The organism is Streptomyces sp. MNU76 (assembly GCF_020982545.1).
GTDB lineage: Bacteria > Actinomycetota > Actinomycetes > Streptomycetales > Streptomycetaceae > Streptomyces.
On the sequence record NZ_JAJKLK010000003.1, the window covers coordinates 250,898 to 275,773 of the forward strand.

Here is a 24,876-nt window from a genome sequence, read left to right on the forward strand (position 1 = left end):
GTGACGGCAGGCGAGGTCAGGCGATGTCGGGTGTAGCCAGGTGGCGTCAGCTGAGGGGACGTCAGCCGGGCTCAGTGGCGCCGCGCGTTGCTGGTGCGGCGCCAGCCGAAGGGGCCGGGCAGGTCCATCGAGGTCGTACGGCGTCCCGTGCTGCTGTGGGTGCGGCGGGGGCCGTTGCGGCCGCCGGTGGTGATGGACCAGGAGCGCTTGTTGATGTTCAGTCGCACACCCGGCAGGATCCGAAAGCTCTTGCGGAACGTGAGCGGCATGTCTGCCTCCTTCCCGATGCCGAACGGGTACCCCGCTCTTCGCCGGGCATCCCCACCCGTGTACGGCAACTGGGCGTTCCCCGGAGCCAATTGCCTCAGCGCGGCGGCAGTACACAGAACTCGTGGCCGTCGGGGTCGACCAGTACCGCCCAGTCGACCCGGCCCTGGCCGATGTCCACGGGGGCCGCGCCGAGGGAGACGAGGCGGTCGATCTCGTCGCGCAGATCGCTGCCGGCGGACGGGACGAGGTCGAAGTGGAGGCGGTACTTCCCGACCTTCGGGGCCAGCGGCGGACCGCCCCAGGTGATCTTCGGGCCGCCGTGCGGCGACTGGATCGCGGTCTCCTCGTCCTGGTCCCAGACCAGGGGCCAGCCCAGGGCCCGGCTCCAGAAGTACCCGACCTCCTGTGAACCGTCGCTCGCGAGCGCGCCGATGAATCCGCAGCCGGCGAGGAAGGTGTTGCCCGGCTCGATGACACAGAACTCGTTGCCCTCGGGGTCGGCGAGGACCACGTGGGTCTCTTCGGGGAGCTGGCCGATATCGATGTGACGGCCGCCGAGCTCCAGCGCCCGTTCCACGACCCGCCGTTGGTCGTCGAGGGAGGTGCTGGTCAGGTCGAAGTGCGTCTGGTTGGGGACGGTCTTCTTCTCCTGGCTGGGCAGGAAGCGCAGGCGGAGCCCGCTGTCGTCGTTCGGCGCGAGCGCGATGCCTCCGTAGGGGTCCTCGGTCGTCTCCCGGCCCAGGAGGCCGGCCCAGAAGCGCGCGAGTTCGTCGGGGTCGTTCGCGTCCAAGGTGAGCGCGTGGAGGTGGGAAGTCATCGCGTGGGATCTCCGATCCGCCGGCACGGCCGCGGACAGGGCCGGTTCCCCCGCCCATGAGGAACAACCATGCTAGGAAGCCAGGGAAACGCCCCGCAACGCATTAAGAACGCAGCGACACAACGCCCGCCTGGCGCGGACCGGCCTCCGCTCCCGGCCGGAGCGACATCACTCCGGCGACCCCAGAAGGCGGTCGAGTGTCCGGCGCCCCATGGCGCTCATCGCCGGATTGCTCTCGACGTAGTACCAGACGAGACCCATCGCCTGTTCGAACGCCCATGCCCTGCCGCGCTCCCACTCCAGATCGTCACAGCCCAGCGCCCGCCGGAACACCTGTCGCGGTCCTGTCCGCAGCAGGTGCCAGGCGCCGACCAGATCCAGCGCGGGGTCGGCCGGGCCGAACCCGCCGGTGTCGAGTACGCCGCTGAGCCGGTCTCCCGTGACCAGCACGTTGCCGGGGATCAGGTCGCCGTGGCTCATCACGTCGGCGCTCGTGCGGGGCAGTTCCCGGAGGCGGTTCCACAACCGGCGCAGCCGGGGCACGTCGAGCAGGTCCTCGCTCCGCGCGAAGCACGTCGCCATCCACTCGTCGTGGTGGGTGAGCACGCCGCCGCGATTGTCGCCGTCGAAGACCCGGCCCCGTGTCCCGGCGTCCCGCAGGGCCTCGACGAAGGCCGCGAGGTCCTCGGCGAAGGCGTCGGACCCACTTGGGTCGGCATCGGCGGCGACCGTGCCCGGCAGCCAGGTCTGGACCGACCACGGCATGGGGTACCCCGCTCCGGGCTCTCCCAGGGCGACGGGTTTCGGGACGGGGAACGGGGAGACCCCTGCCAGCTCCGCGCTCGCCAGGGCCTCCCGCTCCAGCACCGCCAGCGCCTCGGCGGGATCGGCCGGACGCAGGGGGAGACGCGCGGAGAGGTCGGCACCGATGCGGAAGATGGCGTTGACCGTCCCGGTCGACGGCACGCGCCGGATCGCCCTGCCGCTCCACCGGGGGAACTGCTCGCGGATCAGGGCCTCGACGGTCTCGGTGGCCACGTCCACTTGGTCGACGTGCATGGTCATGCGCGCGGGCCCTCCCCCGGTTCCGGCGCGGAGGCCGGACGCCGGACGCGCTCCAGACGATCAGGAACGACAACCAGGTATTCATCCGCCAGGGGCCGGATCAACCGAGATTTTCGGTCCCCTGGTGGTTTCCTGGCGGTCCCCGGGCCGTCGGCGGGCCGCCGGCGGGCGCCCCCAGGCGGTCCCCGCGCCGCCGGGCGGACGGGGCGCAGGCGGCGGAGATTGGCGCACGCCACATTGGGCCGGGCATGACCAGCCCGCGCCCATGTACTACTGTTATCTCGACATCGAGATATCTGCCGAGGCGCACTGCGGCCGCCACCCCGGTAAGGGGTGCCTAACTTAGCCTTACCTTAGCGGATCGGCCAAGGGGGCGTGGCGGCAGGATGCGGTGGTACGCGCACATGGAATGAAGGAGACTGTCGTGTCGGCGAACAGCTTCGACGCCCGCAGCACGCTGCAGGTGGGCGACGAGTCGTACGAGATCTTCCGGCTGGACAAGGTGGAGGGCTCGGCTCGCCTGCCCTACAGCCTCAAGGTCCTGCTGGAGAACCTGCTCCGCACGGAGGACGGCGCGAACATCACCGCCGACCACATCCGTGCCCTCGGCGGCTGGGACTCGCAGGCCCAGCCCAGCCAGGAGATCCAGTTCACCCCGGCCCGCGTGATCATGCAGGACTTCACGGGCGTGCCCTGTGTCGTGGACCTCGCGACCATGCGTGAGGCCGTCAAGGAGCTCGGCGGTGACCCGGCGAAGGTCAACCCGCTCTCCCCGGCCGAGCTGGTCATCGACCACTCCGTCATCGCCGACAAGTTCGGCACGAACGACGCCTTCGCCCAGAACGTCGAGCTGGAGTACGGCCGCAACAAGGAGCGCTACCAGTTCCTGCGCTGGGGCCAGACCGCCTTCGACGACTTCAAGGTCGTACCCCCCGGCACCGGCATCGTCCACCAGGTGAACATCGAGCACCTGGCGCGCACGGTCATGGTCCGGGGTGGCCAGGCGTACCCCGACACCCTCGTCGGCACCGACTCGCACACCACCATGGTCAACGGCCTCGGCGTCCTCGGCTGGGGCGTCGGCGGCATCGAGGCCGAGGCCGCGATGCTCGGCCAGCCGGTCTCGATGCTCATCCCGCGCGTCGTCGGCTTCAAGCTCACCGGTGAGCTGACCCCCGGCACCACCGCCACCGACCTCGTGCTCACGATCACCGAGATGCTCCGCAAGCACGGTGTCGTCGGCAAGTTCGTCGAGTTCTACGGCGAGGGCGTGGCCGCCACCTCGCTCGCCAACCGCGCCACCATCGGCAACATGTCGCCGGAGTTCGGCTCCACCGCCGCGGTCTTCCCGATCGACGGCGAGACCATCAAGTACCTCAAGCTCACCGGCCGCTCCGAGCAGCAGCTCGCGCTCGTCGAGGCGTACGCCAAGGAGCAGGGCCTCTGGCTGGACCCGGCCGCCGAGCCGGACTTCTCCGAGAAGCTGGAGCTGGACCTCGCCACGGTCGTCCCCTCCATCGCCGGCCCGAAGCGCCCGCAGGACCGCATCGTCCTCGCCAACGCCGCCGAGCAGTTCAAGCAGGACGTGCGCAACTACGTCGACTCCGTGGACGAGTCCGGCAAGGAGTCCTTCCCGGCCTCCGACGCCCCGGCCGTCGCCCCGAACGGCGCCCCGTCCAACCCGGTCACCGTGACCGCCCCCGACGGCTCGACGTACGAGATCGACCACGGCGCGGTCACCGTCGCGGCCATCACCTCCTGCACCAACACCTCCAACCCGTACGTCATGGTCGCCGCCGCGCTCGTCGCGAAGAAGGCCGTGGAGAAGGGCCTGACCCGCAAGCCGTGGGTCAAGACCACCCTCGCCCCGGGTTCGAAGGTCGTCACCGACTACTTCGACAAGGCCGGGCTCACCCCGTACCTCGACAAGGTCGGCTTCAACCTCGTCGGTTACGGCTGCACCACCTGCATCGGCAACTCCGGCCCGCTGCCGGAGGAGGTCTCCAAGGCCGTCAACGACCACGACCTCGCGGTCACCTCGGTCCTCTCCGGCAACCGGAACTTCGAGGGCCGGATCAACCCCGACGTCAAGATGAACTACCTGGCCTCCCCGCCGCTGGTCGTCGCGTACGCCCTCGCGGGCTCCATGAAGGTGGACATCACCCGCGACGCCCTCGGCACGGACCAGGAGGGCAAGCCGGTCTACCTGTCCGACATCTGGCCCTCCGAGGCCGAGGTCAACGACGTCGTGGCCAACGCCATCGGCGAGGACATGTTCAGCAAGTCCTACCAGGACGTCTTCGCGGGCGACGCCCAGTGGCAGGCGTTGCCGATCCCCGAGGGCAACACCTTCGAGTGGGACGCGGAGTCGACGTACGTCCGCAAGCCCCCTTACTTCGAGGGCATGACGATGGAGACCACCCCGGTCTCCGACATCGCCGGCGCCCGCGTCCTCGCCAAGCTGGGCGACTCGGTCACCACCGACCACATCTCCCCGGCCGGTGCGATCAAGGCCGACACCCCCGGAGGCAAGTACCTCACGGAGCACGGTGTCGAGCGTCGTGACTTCAACAGCTACGGCTCGCGCCGAGGCAACCACGAGGTCATGATCCGCGGCACGTTCGCCAACATCCGCCTGCGCAACCAGATCGCGCCGGGCACCGAGGGCGGCTACACCCGCGACTTCACGCAGGACGGCGGGCCGGTCTCCTTCATCTACGACGCCTCGCGCAACTACATCGAGCAGGGCATCCCGCTGGTCATCCTGGCCGGCAAGGAGTACGGCTCCGGCTCCTCCCGTGACTGGGCGGCCAAGGGTACGGCCCTCCTCGGCGTCAAGGCCGTCATCGCCGAGTCGTACGAGCGCATCCACCGCTCCAACCTCATCGGCATGGGCGTCCTCCCGCTGCAGTTCCCCGAGGGCGCCTCGGCGCAGTCCCTCGGCCTGAGCGGCGAGGAGACCTTCTCCATCACGGGCGTCACCGAGCTCAACGACGGCACCACGCCCCGCACGGTCAAGGTGACCACCGACAGCGGCGTCGAGTTCGACGCGGTCGTCCGCATCGACACCCCCGGTGAGGCCGACTACTACCGCAACGGCGGCATCATGCACTACGTGCTGCGCCAACTTGCCGGTTCTTGACCTGATGTGAACGAGCGCCCCGCCCCCCTGCATCTCGCGCACGGGGGGGGCGGGGCACTCGCGCTCGACGGTGCGGAAGACGCGCCTGTTGCCGTTCGCCTTCGGGCTGTACACACGACGTACGGGCTTGGGGGCGGGCCTGGGGTCAGCACATACCTGCCGTGCCATCTCCCACCCCCGCATCTCCGGAGTCGGAGCCTTCTCCCCATCCCATCCCGCCCGTCTTCTTTCCGGTGCCGACCTGGCAGACCCGCCTGACACCCGTCAACGTGTTGGCCTTGGACCGCAGCATCAGCTGTTGCCGGTTACGCACCTGCTTCATGTCACCCTCGCGGGCAGCCCTGAGAATCCTCTGAGGCAGCCGCTTCAAGCCGGATCCGGCGCGGCAGCACCGTGGCGGCCGGCCGCGTGCCCCGGAAGCGACAGCGCAACCCCCGGCCCTCGCACGGGCCGCCGGCCCGGTCCCCTGCGCCCCGGCCCGTGACAGCAAGCTGTGCGGAACGCCTCACTATGCGTTGGCGGTCGTTTATAGTTCACCGACGATCGCGGCCGTCCATGCGGAGTGCCTTCTCCTCCCACACCACTCAGGCTCCGCGGTCGGATGACCACGCGCCGGCATCTCGGGTCGGGTGCGGAAGCAGGCATGGAAAGGGGAAACGGGGCAATGGCAGAGGCGATGTCATCGGCCGACGAGGACAGGCAGGCGGATTCCTCCTCTCCCGGCTCCGTGCCCGGCCCCCGCCGTACGTCCGCCCGTCGCCGGACGCTGCGCATCCTCGGTATCGGGTGCGCCGTCGTCCTCCTCGGCGCCGCGGGGACCGGGTGGTGGATGTACCGCAGCCTGGACAGCAACATCAAGGGCGTGGACATCGACGGGGCCCTGGGGGACAACCGTCCAAGGAAGGCTTCCGCCGCGCTACAGGCGACCGACATCCTGGTGCTGGGGTCGGACTCCCGCGCGGGTGACAACGCGGAACTCGACAGCGGCGCGGTCAGCGGTGCCCGTTCGGACACGGCGCTGGTGCTGCACGTCTCCGAGAACCGCTCCGAGGCCGTCGCGGTCAGCATCCCCCGCGACACCCTCGTCGACCGGCCGTCCTGCACCAGGGCGAACGGCACCGAACTGGGTCCGGCCGCCCGCGTGATGTTCAACTCGGTCTACTCCGCTGCCGGTTCAGCCTGTGTGGTGAAGACCGTGGAGCAGATGTCCGGGGTGCGGATCGACCACCTCCTGGAGATCGACTTCGCCGGCTTCAAGGAACTGGTCGACGACATAGGCGGCGTGACGGTCGACGTCCGCGAACCCATTCACGACACCAAGGGCGGTTTCACCCTGGACGCCGGAACCCACCGTCTGAACGGCGCCGACTCCCTGAGGTTCGTCCGCACCCGCTACGGCTACCGCGACGGCAGCGACCTGGGGCGGATAGGCCTCCAGCAGCAGTTCCTGACGGCCCTGCTCAGCGAGGTGAAGAAGCAGGACCTGCTGGGCAGCCCCGTGAAGTCCTACCGGATCGCCCAGTCCATGACCAAGGCGCTGACCACGGACTCCGAACTCGCCTCGCTGACCGCACTGGCCGACTTCGGGCGCAGCATGAACGGCATCGACCCCGGCTCCCTCGAGACCGTCATGCTGCCGGTGAAGTACGACAAGGCCGATCCCAACCGAGTCGTGGCGGCCGAGCCGCAGGCTTCCGAGCTGTGGGAGGCTGTTCGGCAGGACGCGGCGATCCCGGCCTCGGCGAAGAAGTCTCCGGCGTCCGCGGGCTGAACCGCCGAGCCCCGAGGAGGCGGCACCAGGGGTGTTGTCATCATGGACACACACGCAAGCGGGAAAGCACAGGGGGTGCCGATGACGGAGGTGAGTGACAGAGCCGCCGGAGCGGGGATGTCGTTGGGCGAGGCGCTCGGACGGCTGCGGGGTGCGCAGAAGCGCGCCGGCGGGGTGTCGCTGTATTCGAGGTTCGTCAATCGCCCCACGGGCCGGTTGCTGGCGGCCGGCTCGTACGTCGCCGGACTGACTCCCAACCAGGTGACGCTGATCAGCGCCGGGTTCAGCTTCGGCGGCGTGGCGGTGCTCGCCTTCGCCGAGCCGTCGTGGGGAACGGGCTTGGTGGTGTGGCTGGCGCTGGCTGTCGGGTTCGCCTTCGACTCCGCGGACGGGCAGCTGGCACGGCTGCGGGGTGGCGGAAGCCCGGCGGGCGAGTGGCTGGACCACGTGGTGGACTGCGCCAAGATCACGGCCCTGCACACCGCCGTACTGCTCACCCTCTACCGCCACTCAGGACACTTCGGCGCAGGCTCCGACGCATGGCTGGCACTCCCCCTGGGGTTCCTCTTCGCCGCGATCGTCACGTTCTTCGGCGGTCTGCTCACCGAGCAGCTGAAGCCGAAGCCCGCCCCAGGCAGCGCCCCCGCGCCGCCGTCGACCCTGCGTGCGGTGGCGCTGCTCCCGGTCGACCACGGCGTCTTCTGCCTGGTGTTCCTGCTGCTGGGCGGGGGAGAGCTGTTCCTGTGGGGGTACGCGCTGCTGGGCGCGGCGGCGGTGCTCTACCTGCCGCTGTTCCTGGCCAAGTGGTTCCGGGAGCTCAGCCGCCCGGCCGCGGCCGCCGCGGGGCGGACGGGAATGTGACGTAGCGACAGGGTCTACGGCCGCAGGGCCTGTTGCGAAAGCCCCTGATGGTCCCCGGCCCCGGCCTGATCCGCCAGGCGCCCCTTCTCGTGTGTCAGGGCGTCGAGTGCCCGGCGCAGCTGGGTGCTGGAGGTGTGCACGGTGTAAGGGAAGTAGACGACGTCGACGCCCACCGCGGCGAAGTCACGCTCCAGCCGGTCCCCCTTGGGGGTCCCGCGCCAGTCGTCCCCCTTGAACAGGACGTCGAAGCGGACCTGTTGCCAGGTCTCCAGCTTGTCGGGGACGGTTTCCACGAAGGCCGCGTCCACGTACTTGATGTTCCGGACGATCTCCAGGCGTTCGATGAGCGGGATCATCGGGCGCCTGCCCTTGGCGAGTTCGGCCATCTCGTCCGACACCACCCCCGCCACCAGGTAGTCACAGCGCTCCCGCGCGTGGCGCAGGATGTTCAAGTGCCCGATGTGAAAGAGGTCGTAGGCCCCGGGGGCGTACCCCACCCGGTACAACTTGCCTTCCGCCATGATGACTTGCCCCCTGAAGCAGTTCCTCCCCCCGCATGCCGGGCCGACACTACCGTGCACACATGCGAGGGACAGGTGAACGATTAAGGTACCCGAGTAATCGTTCGTCACGAGGGGGGCACACGATGCGCGAATCCGGGTCGGCCGGACCGGCCGGCGCCGGGCGACACAGACGGCTGCTGCTGGTGTCGACCAACTACGCGCCGGAACACACCGGCATAGGTCCCTACGCCGCCCAGATCGCCGAGCACTGGGCGGCACAGGGCCACGAGACCCACGTGCTGGCCGGCATGCCGCACTACCCGTCGTGGTCGGTGGACCCGGAGTACCGGGGAAGGTGGCGGCACACCGAGATCCGCGAGGGAGTGACGGTGCACCGCAGGCGGCACACCGTCCCACGCCGGCAGACGGCGGTGCGGCGCGCCCTGTTCGAGGGCTCGCTGCTGGCGCACAAGCTCACCGCTCCACCGCGGATGCCGCGGCCGGACGCCGTCATCGCCCAACTGCCCAGCCTCGCGGGCGGCGTGGCCGGGGCACGGCTCGCGGCCCGCTGGCGGGTGCCCTACGTGCCCGTCGTCCAGGATCTGATGGGAGCCGCCGCCGCGCAGAGCGGCATCGAGGGCGGGGACCGGGCGTCGGCCGTGGCGGCGCGCGTCGAGGCGTACGTGCTGCGGCGGGCCGGCCTCGTCGGCGTCATCCACGACACGTTCACCGCCAAGGTCACCGCCCTCGGCGTGGCCCCCGACAGGATCCGGACCCTGCCGAACTGGTCCCACGTGGCCGCCCCGACCCGGCCGCGCGAGGAGATCCGGCGGCGACTCGGCTGGGCTCCCTCGGACACCGTCGTCCTGCACTCCGGGAACATGGGCCTCAAACAGGGCCTGGAAGTGCTGGTGCAGACGGCGCGTCTGGACCCGGCCGTCCGCGTGGTGCTCATGGGGGACGGCAACCAGCGCGAGACCCTTCGGCGGTTCGCGGACGGCGTGCCCAACCTGGAGTTCCTGCCGCCGGCCCCGGAGGACGACTTCCCCGACACGCTCGCGGCGGCCGATGTGCTGGCCGTGACCCAGCGGGCCTCGGTGCTCGACATGAGCGTGCCGTCCAAGCTGACGTCGTACTTCGCGGCCGGCCGGCCGGTCGTCGCGTCGGTCACGGACGGCGGCGGCACCGCCTGGGAGGTACGGCGCTCCGGCGCCGGTGTCCTGGTGCCGCCGGAGGACCCGGCCGCACTGCTGACGGCGGTACGGGACCTGGCCGCCGACCCGGAGGCGGCCGCGCGGCTGGGAGCCGCGGGGCCACGCCACGTGGCGGCCCATCTGAGCCGGGCGGCGGGACTGGCCCGCTACGACGCGCTTCTTGACGAAGTGCTGTCAGGACAGCGCCCGGCGGTGAGGGGATCGGCGGCATGACGCAGTCACATGAAGGCACGGCGGACACCGGGCCGGTGGCCGTGGCGGACGACGAACCGGACCTGTTGCGGGACCAGTTCCGGCAGCTGTTGCGGTATCCCCGGCTGATCGCCGGCGGGGTGCTGCTCGGCCTGCTGGGCGGTGCCTGGCTCGGCTACAGCACATCCGACACCTATGTGGCCACCAGCGACGTGGTGGTGCGCGCAGCGATCGAGGACCCGTTCAATCCGAGCGTCGCGACCGACAAGATCCTCGACATGAACACCGAACGACAAGCCGCCACGAGCAGGAGAACGGCGGAACTCGCGGCGGACGCGCTCGGCTTCCGCGGGGACGCGGACGCGCTGCTGGAGGGCCTGCAGGTGACCAACCCGCCGCAGTCGCAGGTGCTGAGCTTCAGTTACACCTCCCAGGACCCCCAGGTGTCGGAGCGGCGCGCCAACGCTCTGGTCAAGGCATATCTCGACGACCGCGAACAGGACACCGACCGCACCCGGGACGCCATGCTCAAAGGACTGCAGAAGCAGCTCGATCCGGTCTCCAAGCAGCACGACGAGCTCGCCGCGACGCTGGAGAACGGCGGCGGCACCGAGGCGGACTACACCGTCAAGGCCAACCTGCTGGGCCGCATCACCGAACTCGGCAACCGGATCAGCAACCTGCGGTCGCTCGACACGACACCCGGCAAGGTGATCAAGGAGGCGACGGTGCCCACCGCCTCCGACGGCCCCGGGTGGGCGCTGTCGCTGGGGCTGGGCGGCGCCGTCGGCATCGCGCTCGGCCTGCTCATGGCGTGGGCGCGGCTGGTCTTCGACCCGGCGGCACGCTCGGAGGGGGACGTGGCCCGCGCGCTGCGCGCCCCGGTCCTCGGTGCGCTGCCGCGCACCCGGGACACCGATCCGCTGCTGACCGAGGACCGCCAGGACTCCCCGCTGGCCGAGGAGTACCGTTCGATCGCCTACCGGCTCGCCTACGACCGGCGGTTCGCCGATCGGCGACGGCTCCTGGTGGCCGCGCCGCGCGGCTCCAGTCGTACGGCGGCCGCCGTGGCCGTCAATCTGGCCGCGTCGTTCGCCGAGACCGGCAAACGCGTGCTGATCGTCGAGGCCGAGTTGCGCCGGCCGTCCCTGGAGGGGCAGTTGCGCGCCCGTGAGATCAGCCGTTCGTCCTGGGGGCACGGCGCGGAGTCCGACGAATGGCCGGGGCGGCGGAGGCTGACCGTGGACGCGGGTGAGTCCGGCAGCTTCGACCTGGTGCCCGGGACCCGGGTCCGCAACGTGGCGCGCGCGCTGACCTCGCCGGAGATGTCCCGGCTGGTGGAGGAGGCGGACGACCCGAAGGTGACCGTGATCGTGCTGACTCCGCCGGTGTTCGCCTACGCCGACGCGCTGGCGCTGGTCGACCGGGTCGACGGCGTGCTGGTGGTGTGCGACCCGCGCGGCGTGCACCGCTCCCAGCTGGCCCGGCTGCGGGACCTCATCACCGGTGCGGGAGGCACCGTGCTGGGCACGGTCATGCACCGGGGACAGCGGGGCAGGACCGGACAGGAACAGAAGAGCAAGCGGGGCAAGCGGCGCGGTGCCACCGAGGGTTCCCCCGGCGAGCCGGCGGCCGGACACCGTTCCATGGCCTCGTCCTGGTCCGCCGCGGACCACCGCCGCGACGACCGGGGCCGCGGGGCGGAGGAAGCCGATCTCGGCGACGGCTCGACGACGGTCGCGCTGCGGATCATCGCACCGCCCGATCGCTCGTGAGCGCCGGAACGAGCGCCGACGTGAGCGCCGGAAACGGCGCACTGCGGACCCGTACCGCGGCGCTCGCCGCGGTGCTCGACCAGGGCGCCGCCGGGCTGACCAACATCCTGGTGCTCGTCCTGGCCGCACGGCTGTCGACGGCATCCGGGTTCGCGCGGTTCTCCCTCGTGTACCTGGTGTTCACCGTGGTCCTTGGCCTGTTCATGTCCTACGTCGGGCAGGCGCTGGTGCTGGTACGCGGCGACGCCGGCCGCGTGGCGACGGCCTGCCGCTCGGCGCTGGCGTTCACCGCGGTGTCGGCGTGCGCCGTCGGGGCGGCTCTCGCTGCCGTCGGCTGGGCGGCTCCCGCCCCCGGGCGGGCGCTCACGACGCTCGGCGCGGTCCTGCCGGTCGTCCTGCTCCAGGACGCCGCACGGTACTGCTTCTCGCTGCTGGGCCGCCCCCACCACGCGCTGGCGGCGGACGGGCTGCGGCTCGCCTCCACCGTGACGGTCCTGGCCCTGCAGCCCGCCGGGGCCTCCCCGGCCCGGCTGGTGCTGGCGTGGGGCCTCGCCGCCCTGCCGAGCCTCGCGCTCGCCGCCCTGCTGCTGCGGCGGACGCTGACCGGAGCCGGCACGGATCTGCGCCAGTACGCCGTCCGCGGCCACCTGGGGCAGCGCTTCGCCGTCGAGTTCGCCGTCGGCAACGGCTCCAGCCAGCTCGCGGTGCTGGGACTGGGCGCACTGGGCAGCCCGCTGGCGGTCGGGGCGCTGCGCGGCGCCTCGGCGCTCTTCGGCCCGCTGAACGTGTTCTTCGGCGCCGCCCAGGGCTTCGGCCCACCCCTGCTGAACCGGCTCGGCGGAGGCCGGGCCGTGGTCCGGGCCACCGTCCTGCTGGGCGCAGCCCTGGCCGCCGTCGGCGCGGCATGGGGGACGGCATGGTGGCTCCTCCCGGACCACTGGGGCCGCCAGGTCCTCGGCGACACCTGGCCCGCGGTCGCGGAACTGCTGTCGGCGACCGGCACGCAGTACACGCTGATGGGCCTGGGCGTGAGCGCCCTGCTCACCCTCCGGGTGCTCAGCCCCCGCGAGACCCTCCCCGTCCAGGTGGCCTTCTCGCTGCTGTCGGTAGGGCTGATGTACGCGGGCTACGCCTGGGCCGGAGCGCTGGGCGCGGCCTGGGGCCTGGCCGCAGGGTCAGGGGCGAAGGCGCTGGCCGCGTGGCTGCGGGTGCTCGGGGTGCGTCGACGGTCTCCGGCGGGCGGCGACGGCGGCCCCTCCCCGCAGCCGCCCGGAACGGACGTCGAGGCGGTGGGACGGTGAGCGGACGAACGACTGTACCGGGGCGTGAGCCGCCCGGGGACTGTGAGAGCACACTGAGAGAAACGGGTGCAGACGTCGTCTCGTGGCAGGATCTGGGTTTGACCGGTGACTTGCTGATGGCCCGTGCGCGCGGCCTGGGGGAGCAGCCGACGGCTGGGCCTGTGTCGTGCCCATCCTCGTGAGATGCTCAGAGGGATGAAGCCGTCCGTCGGGTCACGTCCACGGATGTGGTGTACGGCGACTGCGCCGAGGCAGCCGAATCAGCAGGTGCGACACATTTCACGGCGGTGTCGCAGTTCAAGTCGGTAGTCGATGCCGTCCCTGACGCCCAGGAGCAGGCCGCGGGTGGTACCGAGTCGTCCAGTGCCGCTCTCCGGGCCGCACCGAACCCCTCAGCCCAGCCAAGCCCCCCGCTCCCGCCGGTACGTGGCGATCAGCATGAGGCACAGTACCGCGATCGCGACCCGGCCCGTGGCCTGGAGCAGAGGGCCGCGGATGAGGATGAACGAGTAGCCCGCGAGCAGCGGGACGGCGATCAGCAGCAGGCTTCCGGGGGGAGCGCGGCGGACGGCCCGGCGGGCGAGCCGCCGGTCGACACGGGCCGCCGCGTACCCGATGGCGGCCAGGGCGGCGGTCATGCCGACCGGCCCGAAGTCGAGCCACAGCTCCGCCCACACCGGCGAGGACAGATTCGTGTTGACCGTGCCCATCCACTCACCCACCAGAACACCCGTGTCGGTCGGCTTGTCCGGCCAGACCGAGCGTGGTACGGCGAACAGCAGCGAGCCCGCCAGCTGGTATCCGTAGGAGTGACCGGGCCCGGACTCCGCATAGGTGATCGTGTTGGCGAACATGCCGACTTGGTCGTAGTCCTTGAGCGCCAGCGGCTCCAGGAACGACGTCGTCTCGACCTGCCGGGTGTTCTTCTCGTCGTACCGGAACCGGTCGGCGAACGGGAAGACCAGCAGGGCGACCACCACGCCGAGGCTCAGGGACGTCCGGTACATCGCGGCGCTCACCGGGAACACCGTGAACAGCAGCGCGAACATCACCGTGAGGAACCAGTAGCGGGGGTTGGAGATCGGGTTGTTGACGATGGCGTTGAGGACGACCAGCGCGCCGAACGTCGCGATCACCGACCAGGTCCTGCGGGCCCGCCGGGACGTGACCAGCCAACGGGTGTAGACCAGCAGGGCGATCAGCGGCAGCACGGTGCCGAAGCCGCGCAGCAGGGCCTGGCCCGCCTGCGAGCCGTCGCCGGAGAGCCCCGCCTCCTCGACGCTCGCGATGATCTCCTGGCGGCTGCTGAAGAAGACGACGAGGCCGCCGAGTTTGACGATGAGGAGAGCGCCGGCGGCGAAGGCGAGCAGGGTCAGCAGGATCAGGCGCCTGTGGTGGATCAGCAGCGGCCGGGTGTCCGAGAAGGCACCGCTCCCTGTCGCGGCACCGTCGTACGCCGACCTTCCGTGTGTGTGTCCGCGGCGATGCCACGGCGGGCGGTACCGGGCGAGCAGCGCTCCCACGTCGAAGGCGAAGCAGCCGAGCAGCACCAAGGAGACGGCCTGGACGAGATCCTCGCGGGGCCCGACGACCGGCGTGGGCACCCGGCCGAGGACCGCCTGGGCGAGGGGGGCCACCCCCATCGCCATGTAGCAGAACATCCAGAAGGAGGCCTGGAGCAGCTTGCGGCGGGCGGCCAGGACCATGGCGGACAGCCGCGCCCCGCAGTAGATGGTGAGGACGAACTGGAGAAGGAAAGCCGCGTCGCGGGGGCCCTGGCCGGACTGGGAGACGACCACCAGCGGCAGGAAGCACGACAGCCCCAGCACCAGCGGCACGGCCAGCGCCCGGGAGAGCAGGGTGCGGGCCGCGAACGGGGGTGGCAGCGAGACGGCGCCGTGCGTCGTATCAGCCGTCGAGTCGTGCTTCGCCGGTGCCGTGCTGTCGGCCGCCACTCCATACCCCTATCGCCCCGGGGTCTGCCCATACCCCCATCACCCCGGGGTTTCCCATGGCTCCCCGGGACTTCCCGGCGGTCTTCGGTCGGCACCCGGTCCCGCCAGTCTAACGAGCCCCGCGCCTGGCGATGAGAGGGGCCGGGGCCGGGGCCGGGGCCCAAGTCCCTGGGCGGGGACGTGTGGTGACGGTACGACAGGCGCTAACCTGGGCCCCGTCGCGCGGCCGCACCGCGCGCCACGACTTGGCACAGGGGGGAGTCCGGCGCCATGCGCGATCTCTCGGCGTTCACGCTGACCGGGTACGACAAGGGGCGTGGCAGGCTGACCCAGGCGCTGTGGTTCGCCGTGCAGAACCTGCTCTTCGCCACCTGGTGGTGTCCGGCCCGGCTGCGCATCGCGCTGCTGCGCGCGTTCGGCGCCACCATCGGTGACCACGTGCTGATCCGGCACCGGGTCCGGGTGCTGTGGCCGTGGAAGCTGACGGTGGGTGACCACTCCTGGATCGGGGAGGGCGCCTGGCTGCTCAACCTGGAGCCCATCACCATCGGAGCCCAGGTGTGCGTCTCGCAGGAGGCACTGCTGTGCACCGGCAGCCACGACCACCGGGCGGCCGACTTCCGCTACCGCAACGCGCCCATCACGGTGGAGGACGGGGCGTGGATCGCCGCTCGTGCCACGGTGCTCGCGGGAACCCGCGTGGGACGGCACGCCGTTGTCGGCGCCGGTTCGGTCCTCCACCGCGACCTGCCCGAACTGACCCTGCACACCGCCGACGGCGACCGTCGCCCCGTCAAGGAACCGATGTGAGCGCGTCGGGCCTGGGAGACAACGCTGGGGGCGTGCCGGGTGTGCGAGGCGATGGGGCGCGCAGCGCGTGGAAGGCGGGCGTGCGCCGGGTCCGGAGAGGGCCGCGACGAGCGCGGCGCTTCCAGAAGGGGCGGGGATGAGTTCGGCGCGTCCGGAGCGGGACGGGATGAGCACGCCGGGTCTGCGGGTGCTGCACGTCGTCACCCTGCATTCTCCGACCGGTGCCTTCGGGGGCCCGGTCCGGGTCGCCCTCAACCTGTCGCACGCGCTGCGCGAGCGCGGTCACGCGCCCCGGCTGCTGGCCCTGGCCGACGGGTTCGGTACGGCGCCGCCCACCGACGTGGAGGGGATCCCCGCGCGGCTGCTGCCCGCCCGACGGCTGCTGCCGCTCGGCTTCAGCGGCATCACCTCACCCGCGCTGCTGGCCGGGGCCGGCCGGCTGGTACGCGCCGCGGACGTGGTTCACGTCCACCTGGCCCGCGACCTGGTGACCCTGCCCGTGGCCCTGGCCGCTCTGCGGGCCGGTGTCCCGCTGGTGCTGCAGACCCACGGCATGGTCGACCCCAGCGAGAGGCTCCTGGCCAAGGTGCTCGACGCGCTGGCCGTACGGCGGCTGCTGCGCGGCGCCTCGGCCGTCCTGCACCTGACGGCGCACGAACTCCGCGGCCTCGACGCCGTGCTGGGCGCTCCACTGGGCAACGCGGTACGACTGGTGAACGGGGTGCCCCGGCAGGCAGCGGTGTCCCGGCAGGGGGCGCGCCCGGTCCCGGAGGGGCCGCCCAGGATCCTGTACGCGGCCCGCCTGCAGGCACGCAAGCGGCCCCGTGACTTCGTGGCGGCGGCCCCGGAGATCCTCCGGCACCACTCCGATGCCCGCTTCGTCGTCGCGGGGCCCGACGAGGGCGAACTGGCCGCCGTACGGGAACTGATCGACAGCCTGGGGCTGCACGACCGCTTCGACTGTGTCGGGCCGCTCAGCCCGGCGGGGGTGCTGGACGAACTGCGCCGCGCGCACGTCTATGTCCTGCCGTCCGTGGACGAGCCCTTCCCGATGTCGGTGCTGGAGTCGCTGTCCGTCGGCACACCGGCCGTGGTGACCGAGTCGAACGGACTCGCCGCCGCCGTCCGGGAGGTGGGCGCGGGCCGGGTCGTCGCGGACGCCGCAGGGCTCGCTCCGGCCGTCCTGGAACTGCTGGAGCCGGGCACGGCCGAGAAGGCGTCGGCGGCCGCCTGTGCGCTGGCCGACGACGCCTTCTCGATGGACGCCGTGGTGGAGGAACTCCTGGAGGTCTACGGCCGGGCCGTGGCTCAGGCCCGCAGCCAGGCGTAGCAGCCGGAGGAGACGAACTCCGTCGCGCCGGCAGGGATGGTCAGGGTGCTCTGCTCCTCGCTGTCACCCGTCCCGGAGCCCGCATCCAGCTCCTTGCCCTTGGCATCCGTGATCCCCCAGAGGCAGTCGGTGCCTGCCGAAACGGTCCGGTAGCGGCCGGGCTTCGGGTCGGTGTGGGTGCCGTCCGGGTACCCGCCCTCGGCCGCGTCCAGCACCGGCCGCTGCTCGGGGCAGAGGTGGGTGATGGCGTCGGCGGCGTCCTGGATCTCCCCGGAGACGACGGCGGTGGCGGCCGCGTCCTTGTCGTGCTTCGCGGTGCGCTCGATCCGCTGGCACGCCTCCTGGCCGGCCTCCAGCACGGCGGCGGGTTCGACCGATTCGGGCACGCGCCCGCTCAGGTACTTCTTCTCCTTCCTGGTGAACGAGCCGGTGGCGGGCTTCAGTTCCGAGTCGGGACGTACGGGCCCGACGGAGGCGGACCGTGCGGGTGCAGGGCTGCTGCCGTCGCCCGCCGAGTCCTGCTCCCCGGCGAGCCGCTCGGCCGCCGAGAGCGTTCGCGTGGGTGTGGAGGCGGACGGGGTGTCCTTGCCCGTCGGCCCCGACGACGAGCAGCCCGCCACGGTCAGCACCGCCGTCAGCAGCAGGGGCGCCACGACCGGGCGCCGGATGTGGTTACGCATGTCTGTTGCTCCTGCTCCGGTGGTTCCGCGGCGGGGCGGCGCCGTGACGCCGCCCCGCCGCGGAGCACCCTGTCGTACCGCTGCCGTGTCTACGCCGGCGAGAACGTGAGGATCAGCCGCGGTGTGCTCTCCGCGGCCGAGGCCTCGCTCGACCACAGCCACAGCGAGTCAGTGCCGTCGGCCGTCAGCGCCAGGTCGTACTCGCCGCCCAGGGCTGCGGCGACGGCGGCCGCGTCCAGCTGCACCGTGGCCTTGGTACCGGCGGTGGTCGGCGGGGTGAGCGTGCCCAGGGACTCGGTGCCGAGGGACGGCTTCGTCGTGTAGGTGACCTCGCTCTCCGACCACGCGCCCGTGACCGGCCGGATCTGCACCGGATCGGTGGATCCCGCGTAGGACGCCGAGTTGGTGTTCACCTCCAGCGTCACTCCGGTCAGCTTGGTGCGGGCGGGGGCGGCGGGCAACTGGAAGCGCAGGTACGTCTCGTAGGCGGAGGTGCCGCGTACCGCGAGCGACGAGTCGGCTCCGTAGTTGGAGCCCGGCGCGCCCGCGTTGACGTACGTGTCCTCGTCCGGCTGCACCGTGGTGACGGTATCGCTCTGCGGGAACGCCAGCGCGTAGTGCGCGGCGACCCGGTCGGCGCTCAGCACGTTCGGGTAGACGGCGGTCTCGTCGATCTGGCCGGCGAAGTACAGGCTGGACGGCCTGGACGGCCAGCCGGAGACGAGGCTGTCGCCGCCGACGTGCCAGCGGCCCGTGTAGGCCTGGTGCCTGGAGTTGCCGTTGCCGTCGACCCGCTTGCCGTCGACGTAGAGGGTCATGCCATTCGGTCCCTGAGTGCCGACGACGTGGTGCCACTGGCCGTCGTTGTACGAGCCCGGCGTGGAGACGGTACGGAACGCGCCGTCGTAGGCACCGAAGAACAGCTGTCCCTTGTCGGTCATGTAGATGTGCTTGTCGTGAAAAAGGCTGCTGGTGGTGCCGCTACCGAAGCCGACCAGCTTGCCGCCCCGGGTCGTGGTGGTCCTGAACCACGTCTCCACGGTGTAGGCGCTGGCCACCTGTGTCCAGCGATCGCTGTACACCTTGTCGTCGGAGCCGTCGAAGCCGTACGCCGCGCCTGCGTCGGCCACCGCGCCCGGGCTCTGCTGGAGGGCGGGCCGGCCGGACTGCACACCCCTGACGCCACCGGGCGACGAGTCGGCGGCGTACGGACCTTCCGTGTCGTCGTAGCGCCAGTACAGGTTGGCGCCGTCGGCGAGGACCGCCGAGGCGTACGGCCCCGGGGCGGGGGCGACCGTGACGCTCACCGTGGCGGAGAGCCCGCTGACGTTGCCCGCCGCGTCCGTGGCCGTCACCCGGTAGGAATGGGTGCCGGCGGCCAGACCGGTGTCCGTGAAGGACACCTGTGGGCGGTCCCAGGGCAGGGACTCGGCCTCGACCGTGCCGACGGGCGTGGCGGAGCCGTCCCGGTAGACCTTGTAGCTCAGCCGGCTGTCGTCGAGGTCCAGGCTGGCACGCCAGCTGATCTCGGCCTCGCCGCCCTTGGTGCTCTTCACGCTCGCCACCGGGGTGGTGGGCCTCCCGGTGTCACCGGTGGAGGCGAACCGGGTCAGGCCCTGCGCGGCGGCGCCGTTGACGGTGGTGAACTCCCCACCGGACCAAAGGTATTCGACGCCGTTCTTGGCCGCGACGGTGAGAGTGCGCGGACCGATGCCCTCGCCGATGCCGTCGTTGGTGTCCGGGAACCAGCCCAGCTTGCCGACCGACGTGGTGGGCTGGGCGAGGAAGTGGTAGCGGCGGCCTTCGGGGAACTCGCCGACGCTGGAGCAGTTGTGCGCGTGCGAGGCGCTGTACAGCACGTCCTTGTGCGCCTTGACGGCCTGGGTCGCGCCCAGGCAGGTGTCGCGCCAGCGCTGCTCGAACGTGTCCAGCTTCAGGGCGATCCGGCCGTCGAAGACGCCGGCGCCGGTGCCCTCGTTGCCGGTGTAGAAGCCGGTCGCGTCGACGTCGATGTCCTTGACCACCGAGCGGCTCTCGATGAAGCCGTTCGGGTAAGCCTTCGTCAGGCTCCCGGTGTCGGCGTCGACCACCGCGAGGGCGTGGGAGTTGGCCCTGTTGACTCTGAAGAAGTCACCGCCGAGCAGGACGTTCTCCCCGTCCGGCGTGAGCTCGACGGCGCGTCCGGGCTCGTCGGCGTCGGCCCGGAACGGCCGCAGCGCGCCGTTGCCGGCCGCCACCGCGGCGAAGCGCTGCCTGGTCTGGCCGTTGACCTGGCCGAAGTCACCTGCCGCGTACACGGTGTCGTCGGTGACGGCGAGATCCCGCACGGTGGCGGCAAAGGCGGCGTTGAATCCGGTCTTCGGCGTGCAGCTGGCGATGTCGATGGCGGCGACGCTGGATACCGGTGTGCCGTTCACCGCGCCGAAGTAGCCACCCGCGTAGAGCGTCTGCTTGTCCGGCGAGACGGCCAGCGCCCGCACGGTGGCGTTGCCCGACCCGACCGTGAACGACAGCTCGCAGTCGGTCGGGGCACCGGTCGCGGCGTCCAGCGCCACGAAGTTGAGCGCCTCCTGCTGGCTTCCGGAACCTCCCTGCGGCGGGCGTACGACGGAGAAGGTGCCGCCGGCGAAGACCACTCCGTCCGCCTGGGCGAGCGCCCAGACGGTCCCGTTGGTCTGCCAGGTGGGCAGGTCGTCCGCGGTGAAGGCGACCGGCTCGGTGAGCGCGGCGGCCTGCGGTAGGACGGCGGTTCCCAGACCGGCCGCCAGGCAAAGGACGAGGGCGGCGTGCAGCCCTCTGGTTGTTCTCAATGTGGCCCCCAAGACAGAACGCCTTGATAGGGGATGTCAGGAGCAGCAGTGTCACTGGCGCTCCTGGCACCCGGGATGTGCGGATATGAATGAGCCGTATGCCAACGGCTGCCGGATGTTTCCACCGCCGACGCGGATCCCGCGGCTGCGGCAGCACTCGACGGGCCGACCCCGAGGGGCCGGTCCCGGTGTTCGTCAGCGGTCCACGCGCACGGCGACACCCGTCAGTTCGTCCTGGACCTGCCGGATGTCGGCGTCGACCATGATCCGCGCCAGGTCGTCGACCCGTACCTCGGGTTTCCACCCGAGGAGTTCCTCCGCCTTGCTCGCGTCGCCGATCAGCGCGTCCACCTCGCTGGGGCGCTCGTACTTGGCGTCGTGACGGACGTGCTCGCGCCAGTGCAGCTCCGCGTGTCCGAAGGCGGTCTCCAGGAACTCGCGGACGGTCGCCGCGACTCCCGTGGCCACCACGTAGTCGGTCGGCTCGTCCTGCTGGAGCATCCGCCACATGGCGTCCACGTACTCGGGTGCGTATCCCCAGTCCCGCACGGCGTCCAGGTTGCCGAGGTAGAGCTCGCTCTGCAGACCGGCCTTGATCCGGGCGACCGCACGGGTGATCTTGCGGGTGACGAAGGTCTCGCCGCGGCGGGGCGACTCGTGGTTGAAGAGAATGCCGTTCACCGCGTACATGCCGTACGCCTCGCGGTAGTTGACCGTCGCCCAGTATCCGTACACCTTGGCGACGCCGTAGGGGCTGCGCGGGTGGAAGGGCGTCTTCTCGTTCTGCGGCGGCGGGGCCGCGCCGAACATCTCCGACGACGAGGCCTGGTAGACGCGGGTGTCGATGCCGGAGGCACGTACCGCTTCCAGCAGGCGCAGCGCCCCGAGTCCCGTCACGTCACCGGTGTAGAGCGGGGCGTCGAAGGAGACCCGGACATGGGACTGGGCGCCCAGGTTGTAGACCTCGTCGGGCTGTATGTCGCGCAGCAGGTTCACCAGCGCCACTCCGTCGGAGAGATCGGCGTGATGCAGCACGAAGGACCGGCCCTCCTGCTGCGGCCCCTGGTAGATGTGGTCGATGCGCTCGGTGTTGAACGTGGAGGCCCGCCGCACCAGGCCGTGCACCGTGTACCCCTTGGACAGCAGCAGCTCCGACAGGTACGAGCCGTCCTGTCCGGTCACGCCAGTGATCAGCGCGGTCTTGCTCATGCGTGGCAGCTCCTTCTGGACGAGCCGCGCACCGGCCCCATCCTCAGCGTCGTGTCGCGAGTCGCGATGTGCGTCGTCCTGCGAGCCGTGTCGCAGGCTGTGCCGCACGTCGCGTCGCACGGCGTGTTGTGATATGTGGTGAAAATCAGGATCCGTGTGGGAACGCACCCCGTACTCCTGGCATGATCCGGCTCATGACCGACTCGCACGCGGCACCGCCGCCCCCCGCCCAGCCGTCGCCGTACCTGCCCGCGCGGGCCCGGGTCTTCGTAGCGGGCCACCGCGGGCTCGTGGGATCCGCGATGGTCCGCCGGCTGACCGCCGACGACCACGAGGTGATCACCCGTGACCGCGCCGACCTCGATCTGCGCGATGCCGAGCACACCGCCGCGTTCCTCGCGGACGTGCGGCCCGACGCCGTGGTCCTGGCAGCGGCCAAGGTCGGCGGGATCCTCGCGAACAGCACCCGGCCGGTGGAGTTCCTGGAGGACAACCTGCGGATCCAACTCGGCGTGATCGCCGGAGCCCACGCGGCCGGGGTGCGCCGGCTGCTCTTCCTCGGCTCGTCGTGCATCTACCCCAAGCTCGCGCCGCAGCCCATCCGCGAGGACGCGCTGCTGACCGGCCCGCTGGAGCCCACCAACGAGCCCTACGCCCTCGCGAAGATCGCCGGCATCTGCCAGGTCCAGTCCTACCGGCGGCAGTACGGTGCCGCCTACATCTCGGCGATGCCGACCAATCTCTACGGGCCGGGTGACAACTTCGACCTGGAGACCTCCCACGTCCTGCCCGCGCTGATCCGCCGCTTCCACGAGGCACGCGAGGCCGCTCTGGACGAGGTGACGCTGTGGGGCTCGGGCACCCCGCGCCGGGAGTTCCTGCACGTCGACGACCTCGCCGACGCCTGCGTGGCGCTGCTGGCCGGATACGACGGGGACGAACCGGTCAACGTCGGCTGTGGCCAGGACCTGACCATCAGGGAACTCGCGGAGACCGTCGCCGAGGTGACGGGCTTCACCGGCCGGATCGCCTGGGACACCGGCAAACCGGACGGGACACCGCGCAAGCTGCTGGACGTCTCCCGACTGACGTCGCTCGGCTGGAAGCCGCGCATCGAACTGCGAAACGGTATCGCGGCCACCTACGGCTGGTGGCTGGCTCACCGCGCGGAGGCGGCGCCCGAGCCTGCCGGGTTCAGGACTCCGGGCGACGGCTCGGCCATGCGCACGCGTTGCTGAGCACCTCATCCGGCACCCCCGTGTCCTCAGTACGCCCCGCGACCGTCGACGACGGCGCGGAGCGTACGGCTCATCACATCGAGATCGCTGCTGAACGACCAGTTGTCCACGTAGTACAGATCCAGCTGGATCGTTTCGTCCCAGGACAGGTCCGAACGACCGCTGACCTGCCACAACCCGGTCATGCCGGGCTTCACCCGCAGCCGGCGCAGCGCCGTCGCGTCGTAGGAGGCGACCTCCTCGGGCAGTGGCGGGCGCGGGCCAACCAGGGACATGTCACCCCGGAGGACGTTGAAAAGCTGGGGCAGTTCGTCCAGCGAGGTGCGGCGCAGCACACGGCCCACCCGGGTCACCCGGGGATCGCGGCGCATCTTGAACATGAGCCCGTCGTGCTCGTTGCGCGCCTGGAGTTGCGCCATGAGCCGATCGGCGTCGGTGACCATGCTGCGGAACTTCCACATGGTGAAGATCTCCTGGTCCCGGCCCACCCTCTGCTGCCGGTACAGAGCCGGTCCCCGGGAGTCGAGCCGTATGGCGGCGGTCAGCAGCACCAGCAGCGGGGACAGCAGCAGCAGCCCGAGAGCCGCGGCACAGCGGTCGGCGGCCGCCTTCAGGGCGGCCTGCACCCCGCCGCCGAGCGGAGGTTCGATCCGCAGCATGGTGAGCCCGGCGATCGAGTACGCCTTGAGCCGCTTGACCGAGGTCTCGACCAGACCGGGTGTCAGGGCCACCGCCACACCGGCGTCGTGCAGCGCCCAGCACAGTTCGCGCAGCCGGTCGCCGGTGAGCCGCGCGCCGGGGGCGAGCAGTACCAGCTCGGCGCGGTGCCGGCGCGCGGTGTCCACGAGCAGCCGACCTGCCGCGCCGTCCGTGCCGAAGTCCAGCCGGTCGGCCGCGGGGCCGCCCACGGGGGTGCCGTCGCCGACCACCACCGTGCCGACCACCGCACACGGATGGTCGGTGCTGGACGCCAGCCGCCGCACCGCATCGTCCAGCGCCCCGGGCTCGCCCACCACCAGCACTCGGTCCACCGCCTGGGCCGCCCGCCGGGCCTCGGTCAGATGGCGGTGGATCAAGCGCCTGGAGATCAGCGTGCACACCAGACTCGGCACCAGCGCGGCGAGAGCGGTCGGCAGTTCCGGGGTGTGCCGGGTGATCACGCACAGCACCGCGAGCGTGCCGAGCAGGATGAGCCAGTCGTGGAGCATCGGAAGGGCTCCTCGGGACTCGCCCAGTTCCGCTCTTCCGTACCGGTGCCTGACCGCCTGGACAGCGGTCCAGGCCAGGGCGGCGGCCAGGGCGGAGCGCGCCGGGTGCGGCTCTCTCGCCGTGTCGAAGACGAGGTGGACGGAGACGACCGTCACGACCACGTCCACCCACAGGGCGACCGGCAGATACCAGCGTGGCTTGGCGCGGTGCCCCGATGCCACCGGGCGGGCGCCCGCCTCCTTGGGCCGCCCGCCGGGCACGCGCGCGACACCAACCGCGTAGGTCCGGATGTTCTCCAAATCCCGCAGCCCCCAGGCCTGTACATCAGTGCCGCGCGCAGTGGTAATCGGTCATCTGCGCCACGAACACAGTTCCTTCACTGCGTGCACACTATGTCACTCCGGCATCCGTGAAATACACCGCTCGTAAACTTTGTGAGCACTCGTCACTTGATGACAGTCCGTCAACTGCCGGATGATCAGCTGCCGTTACCGCTCACCGCACGGAGCGTCCGGCGCGCCGGTTGACAACCGACCGGAGGTAGGCGCCCGCATTCCGGTGGCCATGGCCCCCGGCCCTGGTCTTCCTGGTCCGCGAGCGCCCGGGTGGTCACTCGCTGGCCGCGATCCTCGCGGCGGCCTGCGTCCTCGGCGAGATCGTCGGCTCTCCGCTGCTCGGCACGCGGTTACGGCCCGACCGCCCCCGGCCCCGGTTGGCGGCGGGC

The 24,876-nt window shown here is 71.2% G+C and carries 19 protein-coding genes; 9 read left to right on the forward strand and 10 right to left on the reverse strand.

Annotated elements, in window-relative coordinates; all coding sequences use genetic code 11:
• Positions 1-71: 71 nt before the first annotated feature.
• The 3 genes from E4N62_RS07485 to E4N62_RS07495 form a co-directional block, all read right to left on the reverse strand.
• On the reverse strand, positions 72-269 hold the full coding sequence (locus E4N62_RS07485; protein WP_230213028.1) for a DUF4236 domain-containing protein: 198 nt from the start codon (positions 267-269) through the stop codon (positions 72-74).
• 95 nt (positions 270-364) lie between these two features.
• On the reverse strand, positions 365-1,087 hold the full coding sequence (locus E4N62_RS07490) for a VOC family protein (protein ID WP_230213031.1): 723 nt from the start codon (positions 1,085-1,087) through the stop codon (positions 365-367).
• A 168-nt stretch (positions 1,088-1,255) separates the two neighbouring features.
• A complete protein-coding gene (locus E4N62_RS07495; RefSeq protein ID WP_230213033.1) occupies positions 1,256-2,152 on the reverse strand; it encodes an aminoglycoside phosphotransferase family protein in 897 nt (298 codons plus the stop codon).
• 424 nt (positions 2,153-2,576) lie between these two features.
• Between E4N62_RS07495 and acnA the strand changes: the two genes are divergently transcribed.
• Positions 2,577-5,294, forward strand: coding sequence for an aconitate hydratase AcnA (gene acnA, locus E4N62_RS07500; RefSeq protein WP_308184877.1), 2,718 nt, complete (start codon positions 2,577-2,579; stop codon positions 5,292-5,294).
• Positions 5,295-5,439: 145 nt separating this feature from the next.
• Here the strand turns inward: acnA and E4N62_RS07505 are convergent, their stop codons facing one another.
• A complete protein-coding gene (locus E4N62_RS07505) occupies positions 5,440-5,616 on the reverse strand; it encodes a reverse transcriptase N-terminal domain-containing protein (RefSeq protein WP_230213038.1) in 177 nt (58 codons plus the stop codon).
• A 342-nt stretch (positions 5,617-5,958) separates the two neighbouring features.
• On the opposite strand from E4N62_RS07505, the gene E4N62_RS07510 reads away from it, so the two are divergent.
• On the forward strand, positions 5,959-7,065 hold the full coding sequence (locus tag E4N62_RS07510; RefSeq protein ID WP_230213040.1) for an LCP family protein: 1,107 nt from the start codon (positions 5,959-5,961) through the stop codon (positions 7,063-7,065).
• 81 nt (positions 7,066-7,146) lie between these two features.
• On the forward strand, positions 7,147-7,926 hold the full coding sequence (locus tag E4N62_RS07515; protein ID WP_374116951.1) for a CDP-alcohol phosphatidyltransferase family protein: 780 nt from the start codon (positions 7,147-7,149) through the stop codon (positions 7,924-7,926).
• A gap of 14 nt (positions 7,927-7,940) precedes the next feature.
• Here E4N62_RS07515 and E4N62_RS07520 read toward each other — a convergent pair whose 3' ends face one another.
• Positions 7,941-8,447 (reverse strand): adenylyltransferase/cytidyltransferase family protein, encoded by a 507-nt coding sequence (locus E4N62_RS07520; protein ID WP_230213042.1) that lies wholly within the window; start codon positions 8,445-8,447, stop codon positions 7,941-7,943.
• Between the two features lie 125 nt (positions 8,448-8,572).
• On the opposite strand from E4N62_RS07520, the gene E4N62_RS07525 reads away from it, so the two are divergent.
• From E4N62_RS07525 to E4N62_RS07535, 3 genes are read left to right on the forward strand one after another with little or no spacing between them, the layout of a single operon-like run.
• Complete coding sequence (locus tag E4N62_RS07525; RefSeq protein WP_230213044.1) at positions 8,573-9,856, forward strand: glycosyltransferase; 1,284 nt, start codon at positions 8,573-8,575, stop codon at positions 9,854-9,856.
• The gene (locus E4N62_RS07530) at positions 9,853-11,610 is read left to right on the forward strand and encodes a lipopolysaccharide biosynthesis protein (protein WP_230213046.1); all 1,758 of its coding nucleotides are present in this window, start codon (positions 9,853-9,855) and stop codon (positions 11,608-11,610) included. The genes E4N62_RS07525 and E4N62_RS07530 overlap by 4 nt, the downstream gene beginning before the upstream one ends.
• Positions 11,611-11,651: 41 nt before the next feature.
• Positions 11,652-12,911 (forward strand): hypothetical protein, encoded by a 1,260-nt coding sequence (locus tag E4N62_RS07535; protein ID WP_230214053.1) that lies wholly within the window; start codon positions 11,652-11,654, stop codon positions 12,909-12,911.
• A 392-nt stretch (positions 12,912-13,303) separates the two neighbouring features.
• Here the strand turns inward: E4N62_RS07535 and E4N62_RS07540 are convergent, their stop codons facing one another.
• On the reverse strand, positions 13,304-14,797 hold the full coding sequence (locus tag E4N62_RS07540) for an O-antigen polysaccharide polymerase Wzy family protein (protein ID WP_230214054.1): 1,494 nt from the start codon (positions 14,795-14,797) through the stop codon (positions 13,304-13,306).
• Positions 14,798-15,136: 339 nt separating this feature from the next.
• Here E4N62_RS07540 and E4N62_RS07545 point away from each other — a divergent pair, with 339 nt between their 5' ends.
• Both E4N62_RS07545 and E4N62_RS07550 read left to right on the forward strand, forming a co-directional pair.
• Positions 15,137-15,676 carry a WcaF family extracellular polysaccharide biosynthesis acetyltransferase gene (locus E4N62_RS07545; RefSeq protein WP_230213048.1) on the forward strand — a complete coding sequence of 180 codons (540 nt, stop codon included), beginning with the start codon at positions 15,137-15,139 and terminating at the stop codon, positions 15,674-15,676.
• Between the two features lie 181 nt (positions 15,677-15,857).
• Positions 15,858-17,006, forward strand: coding sequence for a glycosyltransferase (locus E4N62_RS07550; RefSeq protein ID WP_230214055.1), 1,149 nt, complete (start codon positions 15,858-15,860; stop codon positions 17,004-17,006).
• Here E4N62_RS07550 and E4N62_RS07555 read toward each other — a convergent pair.
• The 3 genes from E4N62_RS07555 to gmd form a co-directional block, all read right to left on the reverse strand.
• The gene (locus tag E4N62_RS07555; protein ID WP_230213050.1) at positions 16,985-17,686 is read right to left on the reverse strand and encodes a hypothetical protein; all 702 of its coding nucleotides are present in this window, start codon (positions 17,684-17,686) and stop codon (positions 16,985-16,987) included. The two genes, E4N62_RS07550 and E4N62_RS07555, sit on opposite strands and share 22 nt — an antisense overlap.
• A gap of 89 nt (positions 17,687-17,775) precedes the next feature.
• Positions 17,776-20,496, reverse strand: coding sequence for a DNRLRE domain-containing protein (locus E4N62_RS07560; protein WP_230213052.1), 2,721 nt, complete (start codon positions 20,494-20,496; stop codon positions 17,776-17,778).
• A 195-nt stretch (positions 20,497-20,691) separates the two neighbouring features.
• The gene (gmd, locus tag E4N62_RS07565) at positions 20,692-21,705 is read right to left on the reverse strand and encodes a GDP-mannose 4,6-dehydratase (RefSeq protein ID WP_230213055.1); all 1,014 of its coding nucleotides are present in this window, start codon (positions 21,703-21,705) and stop codon (positions 20,692-20,694) included.
• Between the two features lie 194 nt (positions 21,706-21,899).
• Between gmd and E4N62_RS07570 the strand changes: the two genes are divergently transcribed.
• Positions 21,900-22,943: a GDP-L-fucose synthase gene (locus E4N62_RS07570; RefSeq protein ID WP_230213057.1), complete on the forward strand. Its 1,044-nt coding sequence runs from the start codon at positions 21,900-21,902 to the stop codon at positions 22,941-22,943.
• Between the two features lie 26 nt (positions 22,944-22,969).
• Here the strand turns inward: E4N62_RS07570 and E4N62_RS07575 are convergent, their stop codons facing one another.
• Positions 22,970-24,412 carry a sugar transferase gene (locus E4N62_RS07575; protein ID WP_230213060.1) on the reverse strand — a complete coding sequence of 481 codons (1,443 nt, stop codon included), beginning with the start codon at positions 24,410-24,412 and terminating at the stop codon, positions 22,970-22,972.
• Positions 24,413-24,876 lie beyond the last annotated feature (464 nt).